Consider the following 18,459-nt stretch of genomic DNA (forward strand, 5'->3'; position numbering starts at 1 on the left):
CCTCATAGGCGGCGCGCAGCTGCGCCCGCCAGTCCGACCAGCGCGGGGCAGGGGCGTCGGGGCCGCCAAGGTCTAGATTGGCCAGCGCCGCCGTGACCGCGCGCGGATCGGCGACCAGCCCCGGATCGGCGCGCCACAGCTGGCCCAGCTGGTCGGGGTCGGGATGGACATGGATCACCCGCGCATGGGGCCGGACCGGGTCCATCAGCGTGTATCCCGCCGTCAGCGTATCCCCAAGCCGCGCGCCAAGCGACAGGATCACATCCGCCTGTTGCAGCGCCTTGCCAAGCGCGGGGTTCATGCCCACCCCCAGATCGCCCACATAATGCGGCAGGCCATTGTCCATCCGGTCTTGCCTGCGGAAGGGCACCGCCACCGGCAGATCCCACCGGGCGGCAAAGCGCGCCAGATCGTCCGCCGCCGTCTGCGACCACAGGCTGCCCCCCGCCACGACCAGGGGGCGTTCGGCACCGCGCAGGGCGGCGGCCAGTGCGTCCACCGCCTCGGGGGCGACAGGGGACAGGGGCGCGCGGGCCGGGGTCAGGTCGGGGATATCGGCATGGCCCGACAGCATATCCTCGGGCAAAGCCAGCACCACGGGGCCGGGGCGCCCGGACATCGCCACATGAAAGGCGCGGGCGACATATTCCGCGATGCGGTCTGTCGCCTCGATCTGCGCCACCCATTTGGCAAGGGGGGCGAACATGGCGCGGTAATCGACCTCCTGGAACGCCTCGCGGTCCTGATCGCCGCGCGCGATCTGGCCCACGAACAGGATCATCGGCGTGCTGTCCTGTTGGGCCACATGCACGCCTGCGCTGGCATTGGTGGCGCCGGGGCCGCGGGTGACAAAGGCCACGCCGGGCCGCCCGGTCAGCTTGCCCGCGGCCTCGGCCATCATCGCGGCGGCGCCTTCATGGCGGCAGACGATATTGGCGATGCCGCTGTCATGCAGCCCGTCCAGCGCCGCCAGAAAGCTTTCGCCGGGAACCGAGAACACCCGGCAGACCCCGTTCGCCCGCAGCGCCTGCACCAGAATTTGCCCGCCATGACGCATCGGTCATCCTTTCGTGAATTCGATCTGGCGCACCCGGACATGCCGCAGCGCCTCGACCATGAAGGCCGTCATCAGGCCAAAGTGCAACAACCCGTTCGCCGCCGCCATAGCCCCCATGATCCGCCAGTCCTGCGCCAGCAGAACATCGCCAAAGCCAAGCGTGGTAAAGGTGACCAGCGCAAAATACATCGATTCCTCGAAACTGGCAAAGACGCCCAGCAGGTGAAACGCCCCCGCCCACAGCCAGACGGAGGCGGTCACCATGCCCAGCACCGCCAGACTGACCGCCACGATCACCAGCGCCAGCTTGGGCCGGTGCGGGGCACGGGCCAGCCAGGGGGCGCCGCGCGCAAAAGCCGTCTCCAGCCCCCAGATGCCCAGCCCGGCGGTCAGCACGCTGACGATCATCAGCCCCGAACCGAATGCGATCTGTCCCAGCATGGCCCGGTCCCCCTTTGCGCCCAGTCCTGACACAGCCGCCCCCGCCCGCGCAACGCCACCTTTACAGCCGGGCCCGGCACAACTATCTGACAGGGTCATGGCCAAGGATGATGACAGCAAGAACTATAAGGTGATCGCCGAGAACAGGCGCGCCCGGTTCGACTATTTCATCGAGAGCGATCTCGAGGTGGGCATCATGCTGACCGGGTCCGAGGTGAAATCCCTGCGCACCGGCCAGTCCAACATCGCCGAAAGCTATGCCTCGGTCGAGGGCGGGGAATTGTGGCTGGTCAACGGCTATATCGCCGCACTGGCCCGCGCCGGGGTCTTTGGCCACGAGGAACGCCGCCGCCGCAAGCTGCTGGTCAAATCCCGCGAACTGGCGCGCCTGTGGCAGTCCACCGCGCGCGAGGGGATGACGCTGGTTCCGTTGGTGATGTATTTCAACCATCGCGGCATCGTCAAACTGAAGATCGCGGTCGCCAAGGGCAAGAAGAACCACGACAAGCGCGAAACCAGCGCCAATCGCGACTGGAACCGTCAGAAACAGCGGCTTCTGAAGCAGGGTTAGGCCCCTGCGGCATTGCAGCGCGCTGCGCGGGCCTGTAGATCGGGGCGCGCAGCAGGGGGGCGATGGGCGATGCAGGACGATCCAAAGACACTGGTCTCGACCGACTGGCTGGCGGCGCATCTGGGCGATCCCGACCTGCGGCTGATCGATGCCAGCTGGCACATGCCCGCCACCGGCCGCGACGCCCGCGCCGAATATCAGGCGGCCCACATCCCCGGTGCGCGCTTTTTCGACATCGACGCGATCAGCGACAAACGCAGCGCGCTGCCCCATATGGCCCCCCCGCCCGAGATGTTCATCAGCCGCATGCGCGCGATGGGCGTGGGCGACGGGCATCAGGTGGTCATCTATGACAATTCCGACGTGCGCAGCGCCTTTCGCGTCTGGTGGACCTTTCGCCTGATGGGCAAGACCGATGTCGCCGTGCTGGATGGCGGCCTGCCCAAATGGCGGGCCGAGGGCCGTGCGACCGAGGATGTGGCCCCGGTCCTGCGCGACCGCCACATCACCGTGCAGCGGCAGGCGGGCCTCGTGCGCGATGTCACGCAGGTGGCGGCGGCCTCCAAGCTGGACGATCATCACATCATCGACGCCCGCAGCCCCGAACGGTTCCGGGGCGATGCGCCCGAACCCCGGCCCGGCCTGCGCGCCGGTCATATTCCCGGCGCGCGCAACCTGCCCTTTGGCCGGCTGTTTCACGAAGACGGCACGATGATCGACCCGGACGCGATCCGCGCGGCCTTCCATGAAGCCGGGGTCGACCTGACCAAGCCCGCGATCACCACCTGCGGCAGCGGCGTGACCGCCGCCGTCCTGTCCTTTGCGCTGGAGCGGATCGGGCATCGCAATCACGCGCTTTACGATGGCAGCTGGACCGAATGGGGCAGCTTTGCCGACCTGAACATCGCAACCGGAGACGCCTGACATGCTGTCCAACCTGAAAGCCCAAGCCCCCGACAAGATCCTGATGCTGATCGAGGAGTTCAAGGCCGATACCCGACAGGGCAAGATCGACCTGGGCGTGGGCGTCTACAAGGATCCGCAGGGCGTCACCCCGGTCATGCGCGCCGTCAAGGCCGCCGAACATCGCATCTGGGAAAGCCAGACCACCAAGGCCTATACCGGCCTCGCGGGCGAACCCGAATACCGAAACGCGATGGCGTCGATGATCCTGTCGGATGTCCCTGCCGACCGGCTGGCATCGGTCGCGACCGTGGGCGGCACCGGCGCGATCCGTCAGGCGCTGGAACTGGCGCGGCTGGCCAATCCCGATGTCCGGGTCTTCGTCTCTGACCCGACCTGGCCCAACCACCTGTCCATCATGAAATTCATGGGCCTGCCCTTCACCGAATACCGCTATTTCGACGGGACGACGCGCGGCGTCGATTTCGACGGGATGAAGGCCGACATCGCCAAGGCCGCCAAGGGCGACATCGTCCTGTTGCACGGCTGCTGCCACAACCCCACCGGCGCCAACCTGACGCCGGAACAATGGGCCGAGGTCGCCGACATCCTGCAAGCCTCCGGCGCCGTCCCCCTGATCGATCTGGCCTATCAGGGCTTTGGCGACGGTCTGGATGCCGATGCGACGGGCACGCGCCTGATCGCCGACCGCCTGCCCGAAGTGCTGATCGCCGCCTCCTGCTCCAAGAACTTCGGCATCTATCGCGAACGCACCGGCATCCTGATGACGCTGGCCGAAAACACCGCCGCACGGGATCTGGCGCAGGGCTCGATGGCCTATCTGAACCGCCAGAACTATTCCTTCCCGCCCGATCACGGCGCCCGCATCGTCAGCACGATCCTGACCGACGCCGCGCTTCGCGCCGATTGGGCGGCGGAACTGGAAGAGGTCAGGAACACCATGCTGGGCCTGCGCGACCAGCTGGCATCCGAACTGCGCGATCTGTCGGGCAGCGACCGGTTCGACTTCATCGCCCATCATCGCGGCATGTTCTCGCGCCTTGGCGCCACGCCCGAACAGGTGGCCGCGCTGAAGACCGAGGCCGCGATCTATATGGTCGGCGATTCGCGTCTGAACATCGCGGGCCTCAATCGCGACACCGCCCCGATCCTGGCCCGCGCCATCATCGACGCCGGGATCTAGGGCGCGCGGCCTGCCCCTTCATCTTGGTCAAAATATCCTCGGGGGGCAGGCGCGGCACGCGCCGGAGGGGGGCAGACAGCCCCCCTTCTTTCCAGGCTTATCGCCGGGCCAGCGCCTTCTCGATGTAATCGCGCAACTCCTCGACCTCGCTTCGGCTGTCGCGCAACCCTTCCATCGCCGCGCGGGCCTCGGCCTCGGCTCCGGTCAACCGCGCGGTCAGCACCGCCTCGCGCTCGGCCATGGTGGCGATGGCGGCGTTGCGGGCATCCTCGGCCTCGTGCAGCTCTTGCGCCATGCGGTCCAGTTCCCCCATATCCGACCGCGCCGGGCGCACGACCCGATGCACCAGCCAGCTGGCCAGCCATCCCAGCAGGAAGGCCCCGAACAGGATCAGGGCGGTCACGGTGATGAATTCCGATCGGTTCATTCGTCGTTTTCCTCGTCTTGCCCGTTCTCGCCTTGCCCGTTCTCGTCTGGCCCGCCCGACCGGGTCGTGACGCTGTCGGGCCGGGGGCCGGGCCGGGGCGTGTCGTCATCGGCGGTCTGCACCGGCACCCTCAGATCCTCTTCGCGCGCCTCGAGGCTTTCGAATTCTTCGCTGACCCCGATGGTCAGCGGTACCATCCCCGAGGCGTCGATGCTGTGGGGCAGCTGCGGGCCCTGCATCGCGGCGGCCGCAGGCGCGACGGCACCGGGCCAGACCGGGCCCTGAACCTGTGGCAGGACCGGCCCCTGCAGATCGGCGGACAGGTCGGGCATCGGACCCTGGGCCTCGGGGGGGAGGATCTCTCCGGTGATGCCGGTCACGGCGACCGGGGTGGGCAGAGCCTCGCGGCGGACCGGATGCGGCGACAGCAGGCGGAATTCGATCCGGCGGTTGGCCTCGCGGCCCTCTTCGGTCTCGTTGGTGGCGATGGGGCGGCTTTCGCCATAGCCGCGCACGATCATGTTGGTCGTGTCGATGCCCGCCCCGTCCATCGCGGTGACGATGGCCTGCGCGCGGCTGCGCGACAATTCGGCATTGAAGCCCTCGGAGCCTTGCGAATCGGTATGCCCGCCCGCCTCGATCTGGAATTCGGTGCAATCGGCCATGGCATTGGTGAACCGCGCCAGCGTCGCTTCGGGGTCGCCCGCGATCGACGACCGGCTCGGTTCGAAGCCGATCTCGCTTTCGGACATGATCAGGTTCAGCCGGGTCACGCATTCATCCCCATCCGGCAGGCCAAGCGCCGCGTCCAGACGGCGGTCATAGGCGATGGCCAGCCGATAGGCCGCCCCCGCCCCAAGCCGGTCGGACAACAGCGCCGCCGCGCGGTCTGTGGCATGCGGGTCGCCCGACACGCCGGTCAGCGCGATCATCTCGGGGGTGACCTCGACCTCGCCCGATTGCAGGGCGCCCATCGCCTCCAGCCCCGCGACGACGCGGACGGTCCAGCCGCCGGGCACCGCAGGGTCGGTGCGCAGCCCGCTTTGCGCGACCTGAAAGCGCGACCGCGCAAAGCTGTCCACCGCCTGCCGCATCTGATCGTCCGCGATGCGGCCCTGCATCGACAGGCCCCCGGCAGCGGCCAGACGGGCGCTGAACTGCACCGGGACCGGGGCGGCCTCGGCCTGTTCCAGCCGCGCCTGCAGCTGAAAGACCGACGGCAGGGCCTGATCCAGCCGGGCCGCCGCCTGATCGAACCGCGCGCGGTCCACCTCTGGCGGGGCGGTCAGCGCCACATCGGTATCCGACAGGGTGACCTGCCCCTGACCCAATTGCGCTACCGCGCCGATCGCCGCGACGGCGGCATCGGCCCAATCCTCGGACGGGGCGCCCAGACCCAGGAGGCAATCGGGCGGTGCCTGCATCCCGGCGGCCAGGGCGGCCTCGGCAATGCGGGCGCGCCCGTCCTCGGTGTCGGCGGCGCAGGTGTCGAAGCGGGCGCCGTCCTCGTCCATGGTAAAGCGCAGGGTAAAGGGCGCGATCAGCGGGCGCGGGGCCGAGATCTGCAGATCCAGCTGCATCCCCGCAGGCGCGGCCTGCCGCAGCGCGGCCTCCAGCCGGCCCTGTTCGGTGCGATCAGGGGCCAGCGCCGCGACCGTGACATGGCCCGGCGTGATCGAGATCTTGGATTGCGGCGCCATCTGCGCCGCGTCCAGCCCAAGGCGCAGCGCCGCGTCCCATCCTGGGGGGACGGGGTGATCCGCGGCCTCCAGCAGATCGGTGACCTGCCCGTCTGCCGGGCGCAGCATCCGCAGGATGGCGTTGCGGTCGGTTGCCGTGGGCACCAGCCCGATCAGCGAGATGCCCTGATCGTTGCGCAACAGCTCGATCTTGAAATCCGGCGGCGCCATCGCCGTCAGCGACGCGACGGTGATCTCGTCCAGGATGCGGCTGGCATCGACCGCCGTCGCGGCCCGCGTCACGGCGCGGAACCGTTCGACCTCGGACGGGGCGGTGCCGGTCAGGCGGACGCGCAGCCCGTCGGTGGTGACATCGGCCCAGTCATACCCCTCGGCCTGCAGGGCCTGCGTGACCTCGCGTGCGGATCGATCTTCAATGAAGGTCGCCGCCGCCTCGGCCCCGTACCAGCACAGCCCCCCGGCGCCGGTCAGCACCAGAAGCGTGGCCAAAGAGGTCGAGAGGCGGCGTCGCGAGGTGGGCATGCGAAAAAACCTGTAGCTGTTGCAAGCGCGCAACGTCTAGCCCCGGGGCCGACCCCGCGCAATCACGCCAGCCCTGCGATGGCAAGAAACAGCGCAAGGATCAAGCCGGAATTCCGGTTCGATCTGAACAGTTTAAGGCAGATATCCCCTTGATCGGGCCGGAAATTTTGCAGCTGCCACAGCAGGTGCAGGCCAAAGGCCAGCACGCCCGCCCAGCCCATCAACTGATTGCGACCGGTCAGGCCCACCGCGACCGCCAGCACCGCCACGGCCACCAGCGCAAAGCCCGCAAGGATCGCGGGGCTGCGGTCACCGAACAGGCGTGCGGTGGATTTCACACCGATCAGGGCGTCATCGTCCACATCCTGATGGGCATAGATGGTGTCGTAAAAGATCGTCCAGGCGATCGCGCCCAGCCAGGCGACGACCGGCGCGGGATCGACCCGCCCCATATGCGCGGCATAGGCCAGCATGACCCCCCAGTTGAAGGCAAAGCCCAGAAACAGCTGCGGCCACCATGTGAACCGCTTGGCAAAGGGATAGATCGCCACCAGCGCCAGCGAGGCGACGCCCATCCAGACCGCCGCCCGGCCAAGCGTCAACAGGATCACCAGCCCGACAAGGCCTTGCACCGCCAGCCACAGATAGGCCCCCCGCAGGCTGACCTGACCCGAGGGCAGGGGCCGCGACCGGGTCCGCGCCACCTGCGCGTCGATGGTCCGGTCGGTGATGTCGTTCCATGTGCAGCCCGCCCCGCGCATGACGAAGGCGCCGATGGCGCAGGCCAGCGCGATCCACAGATCGTACAGGCGCGGCGCGTCGGCCATCATCGCAAGGCCGATCCCCCACCAGCAGGGCAGCAGCAGCAGCCATGTGCCGATGGGCCGGTCGGCGCGGCTGAGGCGCAGCCAGGGCCGGGTGCGGGGCGGCGCAAAGCGGTCCACCCAATTGTCGGGGGGCGCATCGACGACGGCATCTGGCCTTTCGGTCCGGCTTTGCATAGCGTGGCCTCATCATGTCCAGGATCCGGCTTTACATAGATCACCCCCTGCTGGCGGGGCAAGCCGTCCCCTTGGACGGGGCGCAGGCGCATTACCTGTCCGGGGTCATGCGGCTGCGACCCGGTGACGCGCTGTCGGTGTTCAACGGGCGCGACGGGGAATGGGCGGCAGTGCTGACCGATGCGGGCAAGCGCGGCGGCAGCGTGCTGCCCGACCGTCAAAGCGCGCCGCAGCAAGATCCGCCCGACCTGTGGCTGATCTTCGCGCCGATCAAGAAGGCCCGCACCGATTTCATCGTCGAAAAGGCCGCCGAGATGGGCGCCGCGCGCATCCAGCCGGTGACGACCGCGCATACCAATTCCGAACGCATCCGTCAGGACCGCCTGCAGGCCCATGCGGTCGAGGCGGCTGAGCAATGCGGTGGCACCTTCGTGCCCCCCGTCGCCGATCTGGTCAGTCTGGCGCAGCTGCTGGGCGGGTGGGATGCGAACCGCCGCATCCTGTGGGCCGACGAGGCCCGCGCCGGTCCCGCCGAAACCCTGTCCGGCCTGCCGCAAGGGCCTTGGGCCATCCTGATCGGCCCCGAGGGCGGGTTTTCGGCGACCGAGCGCGCCAATCTGTCCCGTCTGCCCTTCGTCACCCCGGTCAGTCTGGGGCCGCGCATCCTGCGCGCCGATACGGCGGCGGTGGCAGCACTGGCGCTGTGGCAATCGGCCTTGGGCGACTGGCGCTGAACCGTTCGGCAGTTTGCGAATCGTCCGATGCGTCGGTTTGTGGCGTTATTGCGACAGAAGCCTGTTGATCTGATGCATGAATCGCATAGCGGGGTTGCCGGTTTCACGGCTACTCTTTGCACGTTGCACAAACTATCTACTCTCTATCCGAAAACTGCCCGAGGATAGGGCAAACTGAAAACAGGTGATATGATGTCGACGATCGAAACGAACCGCAGCGTGGCTGTCGGAGGCGTGGGCACTGTCGTCGCGCACGTAAGCGCGCTGTTCGCGTCCTGGCGGGATACCCGCGTGACGCGTCGCGAGCTGGGCCGCCTGTCCGACCGCGAGCTGGACGATATCGGTCTGTGCCGTGGCGACATCGAGCGGATCGCGCGCGGCTTCTGAAGCCACGACCGACCACAGACTATAGGCTGATCAGAACCGACCGGCCCGACGAACGAACCCCCACGAGCAGAATGCTGGCGGGGGTTTTTTCATGTCCGGTCGTTGGGGGCATCATGGCTGCCAGATCAGCTGCGGGTCATGACCAGCACCGACCAGTCGCCCAGATCGTCGCGCAGCCCTGCGGCAAAGCCAGCCGCGCGATAGGCCTCTGTCACCTCGTCGGCCTGCGTGGTCAGGATGCCAGACAGGATGATGCGGCCATCCCTGGCGACGTGGCGGGCCATGTCGCCCGCCAGATCGATCAGCGGCTGTTTCAGGATATTGGCCAGCACCAGATCATAGGGGGCCGCCTGTTCCAGCGTCGGATGATCGAACCCCGCCGCCTCGATGCTGATCACGCGGCCATCCAGCCCGTTGGCGATGACATTGGCCGAGGCCGTGTCGACCGCCACCGGGTCGATATCGCTGGCCAGCACCGGCACGTTCCACAGCCGCGCCGCCCCCATCGCCAGAACGGCGGTGCCGCAGCCGATATCGGCGACGCGGGACGGGGTGAAGCCTTCGGTCGCCAGACGGTCCAACGCCTGAAGACAGCCCTTCGTGGTGTTGTGATGGCCGGTGCCAAAGGCCATCGCGGCCTCGATCCACAGGGCTTCGACGCCCTCGGGGATGTCGTCCGCATCATGGCTGCCATGAACATAGAACCGGCCCGCGCGCACGGGGGTCAGTTCGCGTTTGACATGGGCGACCCAGTCCACCTCGGGCAGTTCCGAGATGACGAAGGGCTGCGCGCCAAAGGCCACGGCCAGAACCGCCAGCGCGATCTCGTCGGGGGCCTCGGTGAAATAGGCGCCGACCTCCCACCGTTCGCTGCCATCCTCGATCTCGAAGATGCCGGTGCCGACGGGTTCGGGGGTCAGATCCTCGCAGGCCTCGCACAGGGCTTCGGCGGCTTCGCGGCCGGGCAGATGGGTCAGTGCGGTGAATGTGGGCATCAGATCGGATCCGGGTTGGGCATGCTGGCCTCTACCCCGGTGCCCTTCAGCCCGCAATAACCGTCGGGATTCTTTTCCAGATATTGCTGATGCGCTTCATGCGCGGGCCAGAAGGGGATGCCGCCTTCGACGATCTGCGTGGTGATCTTGCCAAGGCCCTGCACGGCCAACCGGTTATCATAGTCGATCTTCGACGCCTCGGCCGCCGAGGTCTGCATGTCGGTAAAGGTGACGATCAGGCTGCGATACTGGTTGCCCACATCGTTGCCCTGCCGGTCGCCCTGCGTGGGGTCGTGGTTTTCCCAGAACAGCTGCAGCAGATGGTCATAGCTGATCAGCGAGCTGTCATAGATCACCCGCACGACCTCGGCATGGCCGGTATCGCCGCGCTTGACCTGATCATAGGTCGGGTTCTGAACCTCGCCTGCGGCAAAGCCCACCTCGGTCAGCCAGATGCCGTTCTGCTGCCAGAACAGGCGTTCCACGCCCCAATAGCAGCCCATGCCGAAGATCGCCTGATCATAGCCGGCGGGCGGGTTGGCACCCAGGGGGCGGTGAAAGATCGCATGGTCGGTCATGATGGCCTCATGTGTGGTGATGGGGGCAAACGCGGGGCGGGCGCCGGGGGTTCAACCGCGCGGATGGGCGGCATGATAAACCGCCATCAGCCGCACGTCATCGACTCCGGTATAGACCTGCGTGGTGGACAGGCTGGCATGGCCCAGCAATTCCTGAATGGTGCGCAGATCGCCCCCCGCCGACAGCAGATGCGTGGCAAAGCTGTGGCGCAGGGCATGGGGGGTGGCGCTGGCGGGCAGGCCAAGCGCGGCGCGGGCGATCCGCATCGCACCCTCGACCGCCGAACTGGTCAGCCGCCCGCCCCGGACGCCCCGGAACAGCGGCTGGTCGGCCTGATGGCCCCAGGGGCACAGGCGCAGATAATCGGCCACCGCGTCGCGGGCCACGGGCAGGACCGGCACCTGCCGTTCGCGCTGTCCCTTGCCCCGGATGATCAGCCCTTGGGGAAAGGGCCAGTCGGTGCCGTTCAGACCCAAAGCCTCGGAAATCCGCAGCCCCGACCCCCACAGCAGCGTCAGCACCGCCAGATCGCGCGCCCCGATCCAGGGCGTGTCATGCGCGCCCACCCGGTCCAGCGTGTCCTGCGCCTGCAGGGGCGTCAGGGGGCGGGGCAGGCTGCGGGTGTATTTGGGGCTGCGGATGGACAGCGCTGCCGACAGATCGATCCCCTCGCGGTCCGAAATCCAGCGCAGGAACGACCGCACCGCCGACATCCGCCGCGCCAGCGACCGCGGGCCCAGCCCCCGCGTCCGTTCCGAGGCCGCAAAGGCCCGCATGTCTGCCTGCCGCAGCCGGGCCAGCGCCACGGGCGCCACCGGCCCGCCCCAATATCCGGCCAGAAAATACAGAAACGCCGAGACATCGGCCCGATAGGCGGTGATCGTGTGATCGGACCGGTCGCGGGTGGCGGCTTCGGTGTCCAGCCAGCGGGCAAGGGCGTCCCCGACCGCCGCGGTCACAAGACCCGTCATGCGCGCAGACGCGCCAGCAGGACCAGCCGGAAGACCTGCGCGAAAAACCGCAGCAGATCGGTGCCATGCGCGGGCATGAACCGCGTCGGATCGGCGCTGCCCATCAGCAGCAGCGCCTGCGGATGCCCGGTGCCCAGATCCAGCGGCAAAAGCGCCTCGGACCCAAGCGAGCGGCCATGCAGGGGGCGGGTCAGGGCCATCGCCTCGCGCAGCACGATATCATTGCCCCTCGGCGCGCGACGGCCCGCCGCGATGACCAGATCGATGGTGCCCTGCGGCACGGTCGCCACGTCGCGGGGCAGGGGCGGCAGGGCGGGGTCGGCCTCGACGATCAGGCGCAGGGTCTCGATCCGCAGCAGGGGTGCGATATCGGTTTGCAGGGCACCCAGAAATTCGTCCAGATCGGCGGATTCCAGCAGGCCCAGAACCGCCCGATGGACCACCGCCATGCCCGACTGATTGTCATAGGCGGCGGCGATCACGCTTTCATGGGTCGTCTCCAGCCGGTCGAGGCGCGTCTCCAGCGCCTCCATCGCGCGGCCACGAATGTCGATGACATTCGCGCCCGCCTGATCCTCGCGCGCGGCGACCAGGGCGCGCATCAGGTCGCGATCGGCCAGAATGGCCCCCGGATCGGCCAACAGCCGATCGCGAAGGGCCGGGTCCAGCGGGGTCTTTGGCAGGTCGGTCAAGCCACGCCCTCCGCTGGCGGTTTACAGGATCTTCTGGCCGGTCTGCTTCCAGTCGGCATCGAACTGCGCCAGACCCTTGTCGGTCAGCGGATGGGTGATCATCGATTTGATGATCGAGGGCGGCGCGGTGATCACATCGGCGCCGATCCGGGCCGCATCCACGATATGGTTCACGGTGCGGATCGAAGCCGCCAGAATTTCCGTCTCGAACCCGTAATTGTCATAGATTTCGCGGATGTCCGAGATCAGGTCCATGCCTTCCAGATGAATGTCATCCAGACGGCCGATGAAGGGGCTGATGAAGGTCGCGCCCGCCTTGGCCGCCAGCAGCGCCTGCGCGGACGAGAAACACAGCGTCACGTTGACCTTGCGGCCTTCGTCGGTCAGCACGCGGCAAGCCTTCAGGCCGTCCCAGGTCAGCGGTACCTTGACGCAGACATTGTCGGCGATCTTGGCCAGGTGGCGGCCCTCGGCGATCATGTCCTCGGCCTTTTCGGCGACGACCTCGGCGCTGACCGGACCCTCGACAAGGGCGCAGATCTCGGCGGTGACCTCGGCGATGGCGCGGCCCGATTTCAGGATCAGCGACGGGTTGGTGGTCACCCCGTCGACCATTCCCAGATCGTTCAGTTCCTTGATGGCGGCGATGTCAGCGGTATCAACGAAGAATTTCACGGCCCGTCCTCCTTGGATGCGGTTTGTTCGCGTCTTACCGCAGATGGGGCCGCGCGGGAAGAGGCCGCGCCCATCCGGGGGCTTGCAACCCGCGCCCTGCGTCGTCTTTATCGCGGACCATGACAGCCCCCATCTTTTTCCCCCCCCGCGCCCGCATCGCGGTGCTGACCTGCGAACCGGTGGGGGTGCTGGACTATCTGGCGCCCGAGGACGGCGTGCGGCAGGGCCAGCTGGTGCTGGTGCCTTTGGGGCCGCGCCGGGTGCTGGGGCTGGTCTGGGCCGAGGGGACCGGCGATTTCGATCTGGCCAAGCTGCGCCCCGTGGCCCGGGTGCTGGACGCCGAACCCTTTGCGCCCGGTTTCTTCGATTTCCTGACCCGTGCGGCGGATTACACGCTGACGCCGCTGCCGCTGATGCTGCGCATGGCGACCCGCGCGCCCGATATCGACCAGCCCCCCGCCGCGCGGCGCATCATCGTGCCCGGATCCGGCCAGATCAGCCGCGCGACCGAAGCGCGCGCCCGCGTGATGGCGGTGATGGCCGATCACGGCGGCGCCAGCTTTGCCGCGTCCGAGCTGGCGCAGTTGGCCGGGGTGGGCACATCGGTGGTCAAGGGGCTGGTCGGCATGGGCGCGCTGGCCGAGATCGAGGCGCCGCGCGATCTGCCCTATCCGGCGCTGGACCCGACCCTGCCCGGCAAGCCGCTGGACGGCGATCAGCAGGCCGCGTCCGATGCGCTGCGGGGCGCGGTCCGGGCGGACCGCTATGGCACGACGCTGCTGCGCGGCGTCACCGGATCGGGCAAGACCGAGGTCTATCTGGAGGCCGTGGCCGAATGTCTGGCTGCCGGGCGTCAGGCGCTGGTCCTGCTGCCCGAGATCGCCCTGTCGGCGGAATTTCTGGACAGGGTCGAGGCACGCTTTGGCGCCCGGCCCGGCGAATGGCACAGCGGCATCACCCGGACCGAACGCCGGCGCCTGTGGCATATGGCCGGGCGCGGGCAGGTCGGGCTGGTCGTGGGCGCACGGTCGGCGCTGTTCCTGCCGTTCCGCGATCTGGGTCTGATCGTCGTCGATGAGGAACATGACGGCAGCTACAAGCAAGAGGATGTCGTCTTTTACAGCGCCCGCGACATGGCGGTGCTGCGCGCCTCGATCGCCTCGGCGCATGTGGTGCTGGCATCGGCCACGCCCAGCCTGGAAAGCTGGGTGAACGCGGCCTCGGGCAAATATGCGCGGCTGGACCTGCGCAGCCGCTATGGCGAGGCCGAGCTGCCGCGGATGGCCGCCATCGATCTGCGCGCCGAGGCCATGGAGACCGGGCGCTGGATCTCGCCCACGCTGGTGCAGGCGGTGAACGCCCGGCTGGACAAGGGCGAACAGTCGCTGATCTTCCTGAACCGCCGGGGATTTGCGCCGGTGACCGTCTGCCGGGCCTGCGGCGAACAGATCGCCTGTCATCAATGCGATGCGCGGATGGTGGAACACCGGTTTCAGAACCGTCTGGTCTGCCATCAATGCGGCGAGACGCGGCCCATCCCCACCGCCTGCCCGTCCTGCGGGGTGGAGGGCAAGCTGGCCCCCATCGGCCCCGGCGTCGAGCGCATCGCCGAAGAGGTCGCCGCGCGTTTCCCGCAGGCCAAGGCGACCGTGCTGTCGTCCGATCTGTTCCATTCGGCCCGCGCCCTCAAGGAAACCATCGCCGAGATATCCGAGGGCGATACCGACATCATCATCGGCACGCAGATCGTGGCCAAGGGGCATAATTTCCCCCGTCTGACGCTGGTCGGGGTCATCGATGCCGATCTGGGCCTGCAGGGCGCCGATCTGCGCGCCGCCGAACGCAGTTTCCAGCTGATGCGGCAGGTGGCGGGGCGCGCGGGGCGGATCAAGGGCGCAGCCCCTGGGGTGGCGCTGCTGCAGACCCATCAGCCCGATCACGCGGTGATCCGTGCGATCCTGTCGGGGCAGGACGAGGCGTTCTGGGATGCCGAGGCGGCGGGCCGGCAGGCGGCGGGCATGCCGCCCTTTGGCCGTCTGGCGGGGATCATCCTGTCGCATCCCGATCTGGCCGTGGTCAGCGATTTCGCCCGCCATCTGGCAGGCCTTGCCGCGCCTTTGGCCGAGGTCGGCGCCGAGCTGTGGGGGCCCGCGCCCGCGCCCATCGCCCGGGTGCGCGGGCGCCACCGGATGCGGATGCTGATCAGGGCGCCGCGTCAGGCGCCGTTGCAGGCGGCGATCTCGGACTGGCTGGGGGGCGTCAGGCTGCCTGCCAACCTGCGGCTGGCGGTTGATATCGATCCGCAGAGTTTTCTGTAAAGCAGCAGGGGGGCATCCTGCCCCCTGACCCCCGGGGGATATTTCGGCCAAGATGAAAGGCGCTAGTTCTTCAGCACGAGGCAGCGCCCGCCGAGGCGCTGGAACCGGGTGCAGAAGCGGGCGGCCTCGGTCCGGGTGTTGTAGCCGACCTGCGCGGTGAAGACCGAGCGGGGCATGCCGTTCATGCGCTTGCGGACATAGCCGACCCGCGCCCCGTCATCGAGGATCGGGCGCAGGGTGCGGTTCAGCCTTGCGACCTGTTGGGCCGCACCCGCCTGACTGGGATGGCTGGCCACGATCACGCCCCAGGGCATCGCCGGGGGCTGCGTGGTGAATTCGCGCAGGGTCCGGTCGCCCGCCATGCGTTCGCAGGCGGGGCGGAAGGGCTGGTCGGGATCGAGGGCCAGCCGCAGATCGCCTGCGGGGGGCGGGTTGTCGCGCCAGCGATGCGCGCTGAAGCCGGTGATCGATTCGACGTAATCGACCGTCTCATAGGGAAGGGTCGTCGATTGGGCGACGAAGCGGGCCGCGCGGTTTTCGCCGCCATTATAGGCGACGGCGGCCAGTCCGATATTGCCGAAGCGGTCGCGCAGCTGGCCCAGATACCACGCCGCCTTGCGGATCGCCTGTGCCGGGTTGAACGGGTCGTCCAGCCAGTAGAGGTCCGCCGTGCCGGGCATGAACTGGGCGATGCCAAGCGCGCCTGCGGGGCTGACGGCCGACGGCTCGAACCGGCTTTCCTTCCACAGGAGCCTTGCCAGAAACGACGGGTCGAGGCGGTTTTCCGAGGCGGTGCGTTCGATCAGCTTGCAGACATCGGCGGCATAGCTGGCGCGGGCGACGCAATCGCGCCCGTCATCGGTGCAGCGCAATTCCTCGGACTGCCGGGGGGCGGTGCGGCCATGGAGGGCATCCACCGCAGGCCGCGCCGAGAGGGGGAGCGCCGCAAGACATGACAATGCGAGCGCCAGAGCGGCGCCGAGGGAAATGCGAGGGGTCACGGGCAGGCCCGCCGGACCCGCCGCGTTCTGTGCAGGGAACGTGTCACGGCGTTTGCGGATCCGCCTTGGCCTTGGCGCCTTTGGGCTTGTCGGCCTTGGCTTTGTCGCCGCCCTGTTTGCCGCCGTCCTGTTTGCCCTTGGCCTTGCCGCCGCCGGACTTGCCTGCGGAACCCGGTTTGCCCTGGGCCTTGGCCGCCGCTTTCTCGGCCGCTCTTTCGGATTGTTTCAGCGCCTTGCGGGCGGCCTTGCGTTCGGCCTTTTCAGCCTCTTTGGTGGCCAGCTTGGCGGCTTTGGCGGCCGCTTTCTCGGCGGCTTTGGTTTCCGCCTTGGCGGCGCGGCGTTCCAGCCGGGCAGCTTCCTTGGCGGCCTCGTTGTCTGCGGGTGCGGCCTTGGGGTCGCGGGTCTTTTTCGGGCCGGCGACCTTGGCGGGCTTGTCTGCGGTCGTTTCACTCATGACGGATGTCCTTGACGCGGGGGCGGAGGGGGAGGCAAGGGCCGCAGCCTGAGATGCGGCCTCGGACGCCGCGGTCGGTTTGCCGCGGCGCTTGGGCATCCGGTGGGGATCGGTGCGCAGGTCGGTCTTCCTTGCCTCGGCCGGTTTGCGACCGGCGGGCTTGCGCGCGATGGTCGCGCCCTTGTGCTTGACGGCGGGGGTCGCGGGCTTGGTCAGAATCGCGATGCCGGGCCGGATCGCGGCGGGCTTTGCCGGCGGGGCGTCGGCAGGGATGGTGTCGGCAGGGGCGGCGGGGGGCTTGGCCAGCCCCCGGCTGCGACGATCCGCATGCGCACGTCGCAGCGCCTGTCGCAGCAGCTTTTCCGCAGCAGGATCGCCGGTGGCCGCAGCCGTGGCGCAGGCCTGTTCCAACGCTGCGATCAAGGCCAGCAGCGCGGCATCGTCCAGCGTGCCCAAAGCGGGCTGACGGCTTTGCAGGGTAAGGGCTTGCTGGGCGGCGCTCAGCACATCCTGTTCCTGCGGCGGGTGATTGGGCATTGCGCGACCTTCGCCAGACGGGGGATCTGTTCCGGCATGACATTGCCGAGGATGTTCAGGTTTTGCAATTGGAAAGGCCCCGGTCTGAACCGGGGCCAGTGTGCATGGATCGGGCCGGTGCCTGCCCTCAGCGGGCGGGAACGGCGCTTTCCACCGGCGACACGAAGGACGGCGCCGCGGCGGTGGCGAAAGGATCGCTGACCAGGGCCGGTTGCACCGGGCTTGCCGCCGGAACCGCAGACATCGACGCATAGGGGTCCATGACCGGCTGCGTGGCGGGCAGGGTGGTGGTCTGAACCGAGGTCATCGGCGCCGCCATCGGATCGGCCATCGCCATCGCGGCGGGATCGGCAACCGGGGCGACCGTCGGGGCGGGCACGACATAGCCTTCGGGCGTTTCGGTCATCGGGCCTTCCAGACGCACGCTTTCGGCCTGCGAGCGGACGGTGACCTCGGTGCCGGTCGGGATCTGTTCGAACAGATCCATCACGTCCTGATTGAACATCCGGATGCAGCCCGCCGAGGTCGCCTTGCCGATGGACGAGGGGTCCAGCGTCCCGTGGATGCGGTAATAGGTGTCGACGCTGCCTTGATACAGATAAAGCGCCCGCGACCCCAAGGGGTTCTGCGTGCCGCCCGGCAGGCCGCCGGCGAACTGGCCGTAAAGCTGCGGTTCGGACCGCAGCATGTTGTCGGTCGGGCGCCAGCTGGGCCATGCCGCCTTGCGCGCGATCGTGGCGCGGCCTTCGAAGGTCAGCCCGGCCCGGCCCACGGCCACGCCATAGCGCATCGCCTGACCGCCCGGCTGCACATGGTAAAGAACGCGCGCATAGGGATCGACGACAATGGCACCAGCCGATTCGGGGCCGTTATAGGGCACCATCTGACGGGTGTTGCGATCGTTCAGATAGGCCGCGCGGACGGCGGGAATATTGATCGGTTCACCCTTGGGGCCGGTATCGACGCGGGCCTGATACATTTCGGGGATCTGGACCGGCTGGTTAGAGGCGGGCGTCGCGGTCTCGGGCGTCGGCGTGCAGGCCGCAAGCCCCAGAGCCATCGCCGTGAAAAGGGAAGCGAGGCGCATCGTTGCATGTTCCTTGTTCATCGTCAGACCCGTCGGCAGAGACAGGCCCGAGGCAGCATCACTGGTTCGTCAGCGCCTGAACCCAACGGGCCAGCGCGATTCGCATATATGTCCATGTGGCCGGGGGGTCCGTCACGTCAACCCCGCCCGACCCGATGTGGGGATTTCCGCCACACAACCCCCCCAACTATGTGGCCGGGGGG

The 18,459-nt window shown here is 68.2% G+C and carries 19 protein-coding genes; 6 read left to right on the top strand and 13 right to left on the bottom strand.

Features of this window, described 5'->3' with window-relative positions; translation table 11 throughout:
- Positions 1-1,057, bottom strand: a 1,057-nt coding sequence (locus tag EG885_RS16485) for a thiamine pyrophosphate-binding protein (RefSeq protein ID WP_242679704.1), incomplete at its 3' end; no start/stop codon positions are given.
- A gap of 3 nt (positions 1,058-1,060) precedes the next feature.
- Positions 1,061-1,498, bottom strand: a complete 438-nt coding sequence (locus tag EG885_RS16490; RefSeq protein ID WP_131576634.1) for an ion channel — start codon at positions 1,496-1,498, stop codon at positions 1,061-1,063.
- Positions 1,499-1,595: 97 nt separating this feature from the next.
- Here EG885_RS16490 and smpB point away from each other — a divergent pair, with 97 nt between their 5' ends.
- The 3 genes from smpB (at position 1,596) to EG885_RS16505 (ending at position 4,176) form a co-directional block, all read left to right on the top strand.
- Complete coding sequence (gene smpB, locus EG885_RS16495; protein WP_131576636.1) at positions 1,596-2,069, top strand: SsrA-binding protein SmpB; 474 nt, start codon at positions 1,596-1,598, stop codon at positions 2,067-2,069.
- Between the two features lie 69 nt (positions 2,070-2,138).
- Positions 2,139-2,993 carry a 3-mercaptopyruvate sulfurtransferase gene (sseA, locus tag EG885_RS16500; RefSeq protein WP_131576638.1) on the top strand — a complete coding sequence of 285 codons (855 nt, stop codon included), beginning with the start codon at positions 2,139-2,141 and terminating at the stop codon, positions 2,991-2,993.
- 1 nt (position 2,994) lies between these two features.
- A complete protein-coding gene (locus tag EG885_RS16505) occupies positions 2,995-4,176 on the top strand; it encodes an amino acid aminotransferase (RefSeq protein ID WP_131576640.1) in 1,182 nt (393 codons plus the stop codon).
- Positions 4,177-4,273: 97 nt separating this feature from the next.
- Here the strand turns inward: EG885_RS16505 and EG885_RS16510 are convergent, their stop codons facing one another.
- The 3 genes from EG885_RS16510 to ubiA all read right to left on the bottom strand — a co-directional run bounded on the left by EG885_RS16510 (position 4,274) and on the right by ubiA (position 7,826).
- Positions 4,274-4,603: a hypothetical protein gene (locus EG885_RS16510; RefSeq protein ID WP_131576642.1), complete on the bottom strand. Its 330-nt coding sequence runs from the start codon at positions 4,601-4,603 to the stop codon at positions 4,274-4,276.
- Positions 4,600-6,825, bottom strand: coding sequence for an OmpA family protein (locus EG885_RS16515; RefSeq protein WP_131576644.1), 2,226 nt, complete (start codon positions 6,823-6,825; stop codon positions 4,600-4,602). Before EG885_RS16515 ends, EG885_RS16510 begins: the two co-directional genes overlap by 4 nt.
- A gap of 62 nt (positions 6,826-6,887) precedes the next feature.
- The gene (gene ubiA / locus EG885_RS16520; RefSeq protein ID WP_131576646.1) at positions 6,888-7,826 is read right to left on the bottom strand and encodes a 4-hydroxybenzoate octaprenyltransferase; all 939 of its coding nucleotides are present in this window, start codon (positions 7,824-7,826) and stop codon (positions 6,888-6,890) included.
- Positions 7,827-7,840: 14 nt separating this feature from the next.
- Between ubiA and EG885_RS16525 the strand changes: the two genes are divergently transcribed.
- Positions 7,841-8,560 carry a 16S rRNA (uracil(1498)-N(3))-methyltransferase gene (locus EG885_RS16525; protein WP_131576648.1) on the top strand — a complete coding sequence of 240 codons (720 nt, stop codon included), beginning with the start codon at positions 7,841-7,843 and terminating at the stop codon, positions 8,558-8,560.
- A 192-nt stretch (positions 8,561-8,752) separates the two neighbouring features.
- A complete protein-coding gene (locus tag EG885_RS16530; RefSeq protein WP_131576687.1) occupies positions 8,753-8,947 on the top strand; it encodes a DUF1127 domain-containing protein in 195 nt (64 codons plus the stop codon).
- Between the two features lie 125 nt (positions 8,948-9,072).
- Here EG885_RS16530 and EG885_RS16535 read toward each other — a convergent pair whose 3' ends face one another.
- From EG885_RS16535 to fsa, 5 genes are read right to left on the bottom strand one after another with little or no spacing between them, the layout of a single operon-like run.
- Entirely contained in the window at positions 9,073-9,942 is an 870-nt protein-coding gene (locus tag EG885_RS16535; RefSeq protein WP_131576650.1) for a 50S ribosomal protein L11 methyltransferase, read from the bottom strand.
- Positions 9,942-10,520: a peptide-methionine (S)-S-oxide reductase MsrA gene (gene msrA, locus EG885_RS16540; RefSeq protein ID WP_131576652.1), complete on the bottom strand. Its 579-nt coding sequence runs from the start codon at positions 10,518-10,520 to the stop codon at positions 9,942-9,944. Before msrA ends, EG885_RS16535 begins: the two co-directional genes overlap by 1 nt.
- A 51-nt stretch (positions 10,521-10,571) precedes the next feature.
- Positions 10,572-11,492 (bottom strand): tyrosine recombinase XerC, encoded by a 921-nt coding sequence (locus EG885_RS16545; RefSeq protein ID WP_131576654.1) that lies wholly within the window; start codon positions 11,490-11,492, stop codon positions 10,572-10,574.
- Positions 11,489-12,184, bottom strand: coding sequence for a DUF484 family protein (locus EG885_RS16550; RefSeq protein WP_242679705.1), 696 nt, complete (start codon positions 12,182-12,184; stop codon positions 11,489-11,491). Before EG885_RS16550 ends, EG885_RS16545 begins: the two co-directional genes overlap by 4 nt.
- Positions 12,185-12,205: 21 nt before the next feature.
- Positions 12,206-12,859, bottom strand: coding sequence for a fructose-6-phosphate aldolase (fsa, locus tag EG885_RS16555; RefSeq protein ID WP_131576656.1), 654 nt, complete (start codon positions 12,857-12,859; stop codon positions 12,206-12,208).
- A gap of 119 nt (positions 12,860-12,978) precedes the next feature.
- Here fsa and EG885_RS16560 point away from each other — a divergent pair, with 119 nt between their 5' ends.
- Positions 12,979-15,177 carry a primosomal protein N' gene (locus EG885_RS16560; protein ID WP_131576658.1) on the top strand — a complete coding sequence of 733 codons (2,199 nt, stop codon included), beginning with the start codon at positions 12,979-12,981 and terminating at the stop codon, positions 15,175-15,177.
- A 62-nt stretch (positions 15,178-15,239) separates the two neighbouring features.
- Here EG885_RS16560 and EG885_RS16565 read toward each other — a convergent pair whose 3' ends face one another.
- The 3 genes from EG885_RS16565 to EG885_RS16575 all read right to left on the bottom strand — a co-directional run bounded on the left by EG885_RS16565 (position 15,240) and on the right by EG885_RS16575 (position 18,256).
- Positions 15,240-16,178 (bottom strand): lytic transglycosylase domain-containing protein, encoded by a 939-nt coding sequence (locus tag EG885_RS16565; RefSeq protein ID WP_242679706.1) that lies wholly within the window; start codon positions 16,176-16,178, stop codon positions 15,240-15,242.
- A gap of 43 nt (positions 16,179-16,221) precedes the next feature.
- Positions 16,222-17,169, bottom strand: coding sequence for a hypothetical protein (locus EG885_RS16570; RefSeq protein ID WP_131576660.1), 948 nt, complete (start codon positions 17,167-17,169; stop codon positions 16,222-16,224).
- Between the two features lie 127 nt (positions 17,170-17,296).
- Positions 17,297-18,256, bottom strand: coding sequence for a L,D-transpeptidase (locus EG885_RS16575; RefSeq protein WP_131576662.1), 960 nt, complete (start codon positions 18,254-18,256; stop codon positions 17,297-17,299).
- Positions 18,257-18,459 lie beyond the last annotated feature (203 nt).

The organism is Paracoccus nototheniae (genome assembly GCF_004335005.1).
In the GTDB taxonomy this organism is placed as follows: Bacteria; Pseudomonadota; Alphaproteobacteria; order Rhodobacterales; family Rhodobacteraceae; genus Paracoccus; species Paracoccus nototheniae.

Bases quoted from the DNA above. Each gene is read 5' to 3' on its own strand.
- smpB (WP_131576636.1), top strand. From the start codon at position 1,596: ATGGCCAAGGATGATGACAGCAAGAACTATAAGGTGATCGCCGAGAAC.
- EG885_RS16515 (WP_131576644.1), bottom strand. From the start codon at position 6,825: ATGCCCACCTCGCGACGCCGCCTCTCGACCTCTTTGGCCACGCTTCTG.
- EG885_RS16545 (WP_131576654.1), bottom strand. From the start codon at position 11,492: ATGACGGGTCTTGTGACCGCGGCGGTCGGGGACGCCCTTGCCCGCTGG.
- EG885_RS16570 (WP_131576660.1), bottom strand. From the start codon at position 17,169: ATGCCCAATCACCCGCCGCAGGAACAGGATGTGCTGAGCGCCGCCCAG.
- EG885_RS16525 (WP_131576648.1), top strand. From the start codon at position 7,841: ATGTCCAGGATCCGGCTTTACATAGATCACCCCCTGCTGGCGGGGCAA.
- EG885_RS16535 (WP_131576650.1), bottom strand. From the start codon at position 9,942: ATGCCCACATTCACCGCACTGACCCATCTGCCCGGCCGCGAAGCCGCC.
- sseA (WP_131576638.1), top strand. From the start codon at position 2,139: ATGCAGGACGATCCAAAGACACTGGTCTCGACCGACTGGCTGGCGGCG.
- EG885_RS16510 (WP_131576642.1), bottom strand. From the start codon at position 4,603: ATGAACCGATCGGAATTCATCACCGTGACCGCCCTGATCCTGTTCGGG.
- msrA (WP_131576652.1), bottom strand. From the start codon at position 10,520: ATGACCGACCATGCGATCTTTCACCGCCCCCTGGGTGCCAACCCGCCC.
- EG885_RS16575 (WP_131576662.1), bottom strand. From the start codon at position 18,256: ATGCGCCTCGCTTCCCTTTTCACGGCGATGGCTCTGGGGCTTGCGGCC.
- EG885_RS16560 (WP_131576658.1), top strand. From the start codon at position 12,979: ATGACAGCCCCCATCTTTTTCCCCCCCCGCGCCCGCATCGCGGTGCTG.
- EG885_RS16490 (WP_131576634.1), bottom strand. From the start codon at position 1,498: ATGCTGGGACAGATCGCATTCGGTTCGGGGCTGATGATCGTCAGCGTG.
- ubiA (WP_131576646.1), bottom strand. From the start codon at position 7,826: ATGCAAAGCCGGACCGAAAGGCCAGATGCCGTCGTCGATGCGCCCCCC.
- EG885_RS16505 (WP_131576640.1), top strand. From the start codon at position 2,995: ATGCTGTCCAACCTGAAAGCCCAAGCCCCCGACAAGATCCTGATGCTG.
- EG885_RS16530 (WP_131576687.1), top strand. From the start codon at position 8,753: ATGTCGACGATCGAAACGAACCGCAGCGTGGCTGTCGGAGGCGTGGGC.